Origin of the sequence: Arthrobacter pullicola (genome assembly GCF_014836875.1) — a bacterium.
GTDB lineage: Bacteria > Actinomycetota > Actinomycetes > Actinomycetales > Micrococcaceae > Arthrobacter_B > Arthrobacter_B pullicola.
Genome location: NZ_JACSQC010000003.1, coordinates 554289 through 559986, shown reverse-complemented (window position 1 = coordinate 559986; position 5698 = coordinate 554289). Strand labels below are relative to the sequence as shown.

General features: G+C 63.7%; 7 protein-coding genes and 3 tRNA genes. 3 read left to right on the top strand and 7 right to left on the bottom strand.

The window, feature by feature from the left end; translation table 11 throughout:
• Together H9638_RS08830 and H9638_RS08825 are read left to right on the top strand one after the other, a co-directional pair.
• The coding region (locus H9638_RS08830) for an HNH endonuclease (RefSeq protein WP_191746806.1) at nt 1-890 on the top strand (890 nt) is incomplete at its 5' end.
• Between the two features lie 334 nt (nt 891-1224).
• Nucleotides 1225-1713, top strand: a complete 489-nt coding sequence (locus H9638_RS08825) for an FBP domain-containing protein (protein WP_191746805.1) — start codon at nt 1225-1227, stop codon at nt 1711-1713.
• A 23-nt stretch (nt 1714-1736) separates the two neighbouring features.
• Here the strand turns inward: H9638_RS08825 and ybaK are convergent, their stop codons facing one another.
• Genes ybaK through H9638_RS08810 form a run of 3 tightly spaced genes read right to left on the bottom strand, consistent with a single transcriptional unit; the run spans nt 1737 to nt 3657 of the window.
• Complete coding sequence (ybaK, locus tag H9638_RS08820; RefSeq protein ID WP_191746804.1) at nt 1737-2240, bottom strand: Cys-tRNA(Pro) deacylase; 504 nt, start codon at nt 2238-2240, stop codon at nt 1737-1739.
• Nucleotides 2241-2243: 3 nt separating this feature from the next.
• The gene (locus tag H9638_RS08815; protein ID WP_191746803.1) at nt 2244-2720 is read right to left on the bottom strand and encodes a SufE family protein; all 477 of its coding nucleotides are present in this window, start codon (nt 2718-2720) and stop codon (nt 2244-2246) included.
• Between the two features lie 37 nt (nt 2721-2757).
• A complete protein-coding gene (locus H9638_RS08810; RefSeq protein ID WP_191746802.1) occupies nt 2758-3657 on the bottom strand; it encodes a sulfurtransferase in 900 nt (299 codons plus the stop codon).
• 140 nt (nt 3658-3797) lie between these two features.
• Here H9638_RS08810 and zapE point away from each other — a divergent pair, with 140 nt between their 5' ends.
• Nucleotides 3798-4853, top strand: coding sequence for a cell division protein ZapE (zapE, locus tag H9638_RS08805; RefSeq protein WP_191746801.1), 1056 nt, complete (start codon nt 3798-3800; stop codon nt 4851-4853).
• Nucleotides 4854-4955: 102 nt separating this feature from the next.
• Here zapE and H9638_RS08800 read toward each other — a convergent pair whose 3' ends face one another.
• From H9638_RS08800 to H9638_RS08785, 4 genes are all read right to left on the bottom strand, one after another.
• Complete coding sequence (locus tag H9638_RS08800) at nt 4956-5213, bottom strand: antitoxin (protein ID WP_191746800.1); 258 nt, start codon at nt 5211-5213, stop codon at nt 4956-4958.
• A gap of 153 nt (nt 5214-5366) precedes the next feature.
• Nucleotides 5367-5440: transfer RNA gene (locus tag H9638_RS08795), tRNA-Gly, on the bottom strand.
• 62 nt (nt 5441-5502) lie between these two features.
• Nucleotides 5503-5574: transfer RNA gene (locus H9638_RS08790), tRNA-Val, on the bottom strand.
• A gap of 48 nt (nt 5575-5622) precedes the next feature.
• Nucleotides 5623-5696: transfer RNA gene (locus H9638_RS08785), tRNA-Gly, on the bottom strand.
• Nucleotides 5697-5698: the final 2 nt, after the last annotated feature.

Genomic DNA, 5698 nt, shown 5'->3' with positions numbered 1-5698 from the left:
GACCGCCCAATCCCCGACACCTCGAGACCGCGGAAGCCAAGAGCGGCAACATAAGCGCGGCACCTTCCGAAGCCGGGGACGGAAACGGGGCCAAAGCCGGGGCCGGGGACGAGCCAGCGTACTTCCTCGGATACGGCATCGTTCCCGGTCAATGGGCCAGGGATCTCATCACCGACGCTCTTCGCGGGCATGGCCCGGACCTGGCTGCCGACAACCACCCACCCGAACGCCACATCCCGCCCGGCATACACAGAACCCCGCTCACCGGAAACACCCCAGACCGAGACCAGGACCCAGACCTAGATCTGGACCCACACGTAAACCCACGCGAGATTCGGCCGCAGCAGCAGGAGCAGGGTCGCAGACATGCCCGCACGGACGCCGTTGGTCCCGATCCCACCGGCCGTGATGCACGCGATGCGGCAGGCAATCAGGACCTGCCTGCCCCCAACGGCAATCAGGGCCTTCCGGCTTCAAACGGCTGCGATGCCAACGACGAAAGCGGCAATCAAGCCCGGGTCACTCTGCGACGGCTCTTCCTGGACCCGGAAAGCCGTGAACTGATCGCGATGGACTCCAAAGCCCGGTACTTCCCGCCCGGACTCGCAAGGCTGATCCGTACCCGCGACCAGACCTGCCGGACACCGTGGTGCGATGCGCCGATCCGGCACATCGACCACATCCGCCCGTACTCCGAGGCAGGGCCCACCAGCTACACCAACGGACAAGGGCTCTGCGAAGCCTGCAACCACGCCAAAGAAGCACCCGGCTGGACCGCAGAGACGATCTGTATCCCGGGCCAACGCCACGCCGTCCGAACCGTCACACCCACCGGCCACGCATACCGTTCCACGGCACCGCCCCTACCCGGCGCACCAACAACCCAGTAACGGCAGATCCGACCTGAGCCTCTCGCGAAAGGGACCGACCGAAGCCGCTGCCCGCCGCCGAACCACAGCGTTTCCGGGGCTGATAGCATGTCCGGCGTGATTGTTTCGATTCCCGTACCCAGCTGCCCCGGCGCAGCGGAAGGGCTGGTGGGCTGCACGCCCTGCAGTGCGCCCCTGTCCTAGCGACGCATACCAGCTGTCCGTTCCCACCGTCCGGGGTAGTTTTGCCTGCCCCGAGGACGGATCACTTGCCTGCCGGCCTGGCAAACATCGCCACAGCCCGCTTCCGGACACCCGGCCCCGGAACCCGGAAATCGAACGAAAGCCCATCACCATGCAACCCATAACTGAAGCTGTTATCCGCAAGTCCTTCATCAACGCCAGCCGTTCCCAGGTGGCAGCGATGAACTTCCCGCCGGACTTTGCCGAAACCGACTGGGAGAACCTCGACCAGATCGGCTGGCAGGACCACAAAATGCCGCAGCGCTCCTACCTCGTGCTTCCAGTGGACAACAAACCGATCGCGGTCCTGCTCCGCGCGCCGGAACTGGTTTCTGCGAGCAAAAGAGCCCTCTGTGCCCTGTGCGAGGACCTCATCAGCGAGGACGACGTGTACCTGTTCGTCGCGCCCAAGGCCGGAGCGTCCGGAAAGAACGGCAACTCAGTTGGCACCCTGATCCACAGCACGTTCTCCTGCTCACGCAACGTCCGGGCCGAGGTGAAGCCGACCGCAATTCACCCGGACCCGGAACTCGTTGTTGCCGAACGCATCCGCGGCCTGCGGGAGCGGACACTGCAATTCGTGCAGAAGGTGCGCAGCTAGGCTCCGGGATCCGCTCGTCGAACCTACTTGTAGACGGCGATCGGCCCGACAGCGGCAGAGGTCAACCGAATCAGATCGGACGGGGACAACACGATCTCAAACCCGCGCCTGCCGCCGGACACGTAGATCGACTCCAGTGCTTCGGCACTGGAGTCGATCACGGCCGGAGACGGAAGACGCTGGCCCAGCGGTGAGATCCCACCCACCACATAGCCGGTGCGCTTCTCGGCTTCCGCGCGGTCGGCGATAACCGCCTTCCGTGATCCGAGCAGCGAAGCAACCTTCTTCAGGTCCAAAGAACCAGCCACGGGAACCATGGCTACAGCCAGCCTGCCTTCAACAGACACCATCAGGGTCTTGAAGACGGCTTCAGCCGGGACACCAAGCTTTTCCGCGGCTTCCAAGCCGTAGGACTGCGCCGAAGGGTCATGCTCGTAGCTCATGGTCCGGTAGGAAACGCCGGCGGCATCCAGAGCCCGCGTCGCCGGAGTTGCGCTGCGCCCGCCCTGCTTTCCGCCGCCGGCCACGGGTTACGCCTCGGTCCCGGCAGGAGCCACCAGTCCGGCAACCTGCCGCTTGATACGTCCCAGCATGGCGGACATCCCGCGCATCCGCAGGGGAGTGATCGCCCGGGTCAGACCCAACCGGTCGGGAACGTCGGCGGGAACGGCCAGAATCACGTCAGCAGGAAGCCCGTTCAGCCCCTCATGCAGCACACCCGCAAACCCCCTGGTGGTCGGAGCTTCGGGCGGCGCAGAGAAGTAAAGCTCCACAGCATGCTCCGGGGCATCGCCTACCTCAACGGTCAGGAAGAGCGGAGACTGGCATTCGACAACCTGCTCCAGCAGTTCCGGATGGTCAGCCAGGCGTGCTGGCAGCGGCGGAAGTGACCGGGAAAACTCCAGCAGCAGTTCCAGCCGCTCGGGCTCGCTGAGACCCTGGAAGTCCTCGACGATTTCCTGCAGCTGGGCAGGAACAGTGGACGGGGTGGATGAGGTGGTGCTCATGAAAAATGTGCTTTCAGTTGTAGCCGGCGGAGGATGATCAGCGCGGAGCCGGACCGGGCTCGGTGCCGCGGACGATAGGCACGCGCACAGCGTTGCCCCATTCGGTCCAGGAGCCGTCATAGTTCCGCACCGTCTCGAAGCCAAGCAGGTGCCTGAGTACAAACCAAGTATGGCTGGAACGCTCACCGATCCGACAGTAGGCAACTACGTCGTCGCCGGCCTTGAGCCCAGCTTCCCCGCCGTAGAGCGCCTCAAGTTCGTCCCGGGTCCGGAACGTGCCGTCCTCGGCTGCGGCCCTGGCCCACGGAATGGACACGGCCGTCGGAATGTGGCCGCCCTTCATGGCGCCTTCGTCCATGTAGTCGGGCATGTGCGTGCGTTCGCCGGTGTATTCGGCGGGGGAGCGGACGTCGATCAGCGGGCCGGTGCCCAGATGCGCCAGCACGTCCGGCAGGTACGCGCGGACGGGGGCATCATTGCGTTCGACGACGGGGTAGTCCACGGCCTCAACGTCAGGCTTGTCAGTGGTCATCTCGCGGCCTTCGGCAATCCATTTATCCCGGCCGCCGTCGAGCAGCCGGACATCTTCGTGGCCAAAGAGCGTGAACACCCAAAGGGCGTAGGCGGCCCACCAGTTGCTCTTGTCCCCGTAAAGCACCACCGTCGTGTCGCGGCTGATGCCCTTTTCGCCCATGAGCTTCGCGAAAGCTGCGCCGTCCACGAAATCGCGGGTGTCGGCGTCGTTCAAATCGGTGTGCCAGTCGATCTTCCGGGCGCCCGGGATGTGCCCGGTGTCGTAAAGCAGGATGTCCTCGTTGGATTCCAGGACCACCAGGTCCGGTGACCCGAGGTGCGAGGCGAGCCAGTCGGTGGAAACCAGGCGGTCCGGGTTGGCATAGTCGGCAAACTTCGGATTCGGATCTGCGGGAAGCGGCATGAGTGTTCCTTTGGTTTACGGCCGGTTTACTAACTAGCCTAACGATGCCTGCAGCCCAAAACTTCCCGTGAGGAGGGCGCCGCGGCCACGGTGGCGTATCGTTGCTACGGCAGCAAATGCCGTACCCCTAGCAGAATCGGATGGATGGATTGGGCGCAGCAGGACAAGTGGAGCAGCTTTCGAAGCGGACTCCCCAGGTTTCCACGGACGAACTCCTGCAGGGTTTCTTCCCCTCACCGCGCTTCGGCAGCGTCTCCTTCGACACTTACATTCCGGACCCGTCCCAGCCGTCCCAGACGCAGGCCGTTTCCGCTATGCGCGCCTTCGCCGAGAGCGTTGACGCTCCGGCTCCCAGCGGCTTCCGCAAGCTGTTCGGCGCCAAGAAGCCCGAAACCAAGGCTGGTTTCTACCTCGACGGCGGCTTCGGTGTAGGCAAGACCCACCTCCTCGCATCCCTCTGGCATGCTGTGGAAGGTCCCAAGGCCTTCGGCACGTTCGTGGAATACACCAACCTGGTTGGCGCTCTGTCCTTCCGCAAAACCGTGGAAGCGCTCTCCGCGTACAAGCTGGTCTGCATCGACGAATTCGAACTCGACGACCCGGGGGACACGGTCCTGATGTCCCGCCTGATGCGGGAACTGTCCGACGCCGGCGTCAAGCTCGCTGCCACGTCCAACACCCTGCCGGGCTCGCTGGGCGAGGGCCGGTTCGCTGCAGTCGACTTCCAGCGGGAGATTCAGGTTCTTGCTGACCAGTTCGACGTCGTGCGGATCGACGGCGAGGATTACCGCCACCGCGGTCTGCCCGAGTCCCCGCCGCCACTGGACGACGCCGGAATGGCGGCCCGAATCGCCTCGGAGTACGACGGGAAGACTGTCGCAGAGGATGAATTCGCCGACCTGGTGAACCACCTCGCGGATGTGCACCCCAGCCGTTACCGCCAGCTCATCGACGGGATCGACGCCGTTGCCTGGCACAACGTGCACACCATTTCCGAGCAGTCCGTTGCCCTGCGCTTTGTGGTCCTGGCCGATCGGCTGTACGACAAGGACGTTCCGATCCTCGCCAGCGGCGTCCCGTTCGACCAGCTGTTCACCAAGGAAATGATGGCCGGCGGGTACATGAAAAAGTATTACCGTGCCGTCTCCCGGCTTACCGCACTGGCCCGTGAGGGCCAGACAGGCGAAGCTTCCTAGCCCGCGGGCGGGAAACCTGGTTCTCAGACACGCCAGTTTAGGACACGAAAGCCCCGGTACCGCTGACTGAGCGGGACCGGGGCTTTTTGCCGTGCTCTTGGTCTAGCTGGCCGGAGGTGTCGGACCGGCAGCGGGAGGTTCGCCTGGTCCCCGTCCGCGGTCTGCTTTATCTACCGCTTCGGAGGCCTTGCGCTGGATTCCATCAACCTTGTCGGCGTATTTTCCGTCGGTCTTCTTATCAACGAAATTTCCGGCCTGGTCGATGCCGCCCTTGATCTTGTCGGCATTCTGGCCCACAAGTTCGGTTGCCTTGTCCTTCAGCTCTCCAGCCTTGCCTTTGAGCCCGTCAAATACAGACACGGACCACCTCCTTTCGCTGGGGAAGCCAACCGCTTCCCGTTCAGGAACAATGATAAGCCCCCTGAGTAAGCAGGCCAAGGAGTGCGGGGTCCGGGTTTGGACGGTTAAACACGAATGGAGCAGGCCTTGAGGTCTGCTCCATTCGATATTCCGAGCGGACGACGGGATTCGAACCCGCGACATCCACCTTGGCAAGGTGGTGCTCTAGCCAGCTGAGCTACGTCCGCAAATAAAAGACCGGCACTGTGCTATCCACAAGTACTGTGCATCCACAAGTACAGATCTTCCGTGCGCGATACTGGGATCGAACCAGTGACCTCTTCCGTGTCAGGGAAGCGCGCTACCGCTGCGCCAATCGCGCCTGATACCGCCAGGCCTCGGAAGACTCCGGGGCCATGCAGTACAGGAGAGCGGACGACGGGATTCGAACCCGCGACATCCACCTTGGCAAGGTGGTGCTCTAGCCAGCTGAGCTACGTCCGCAA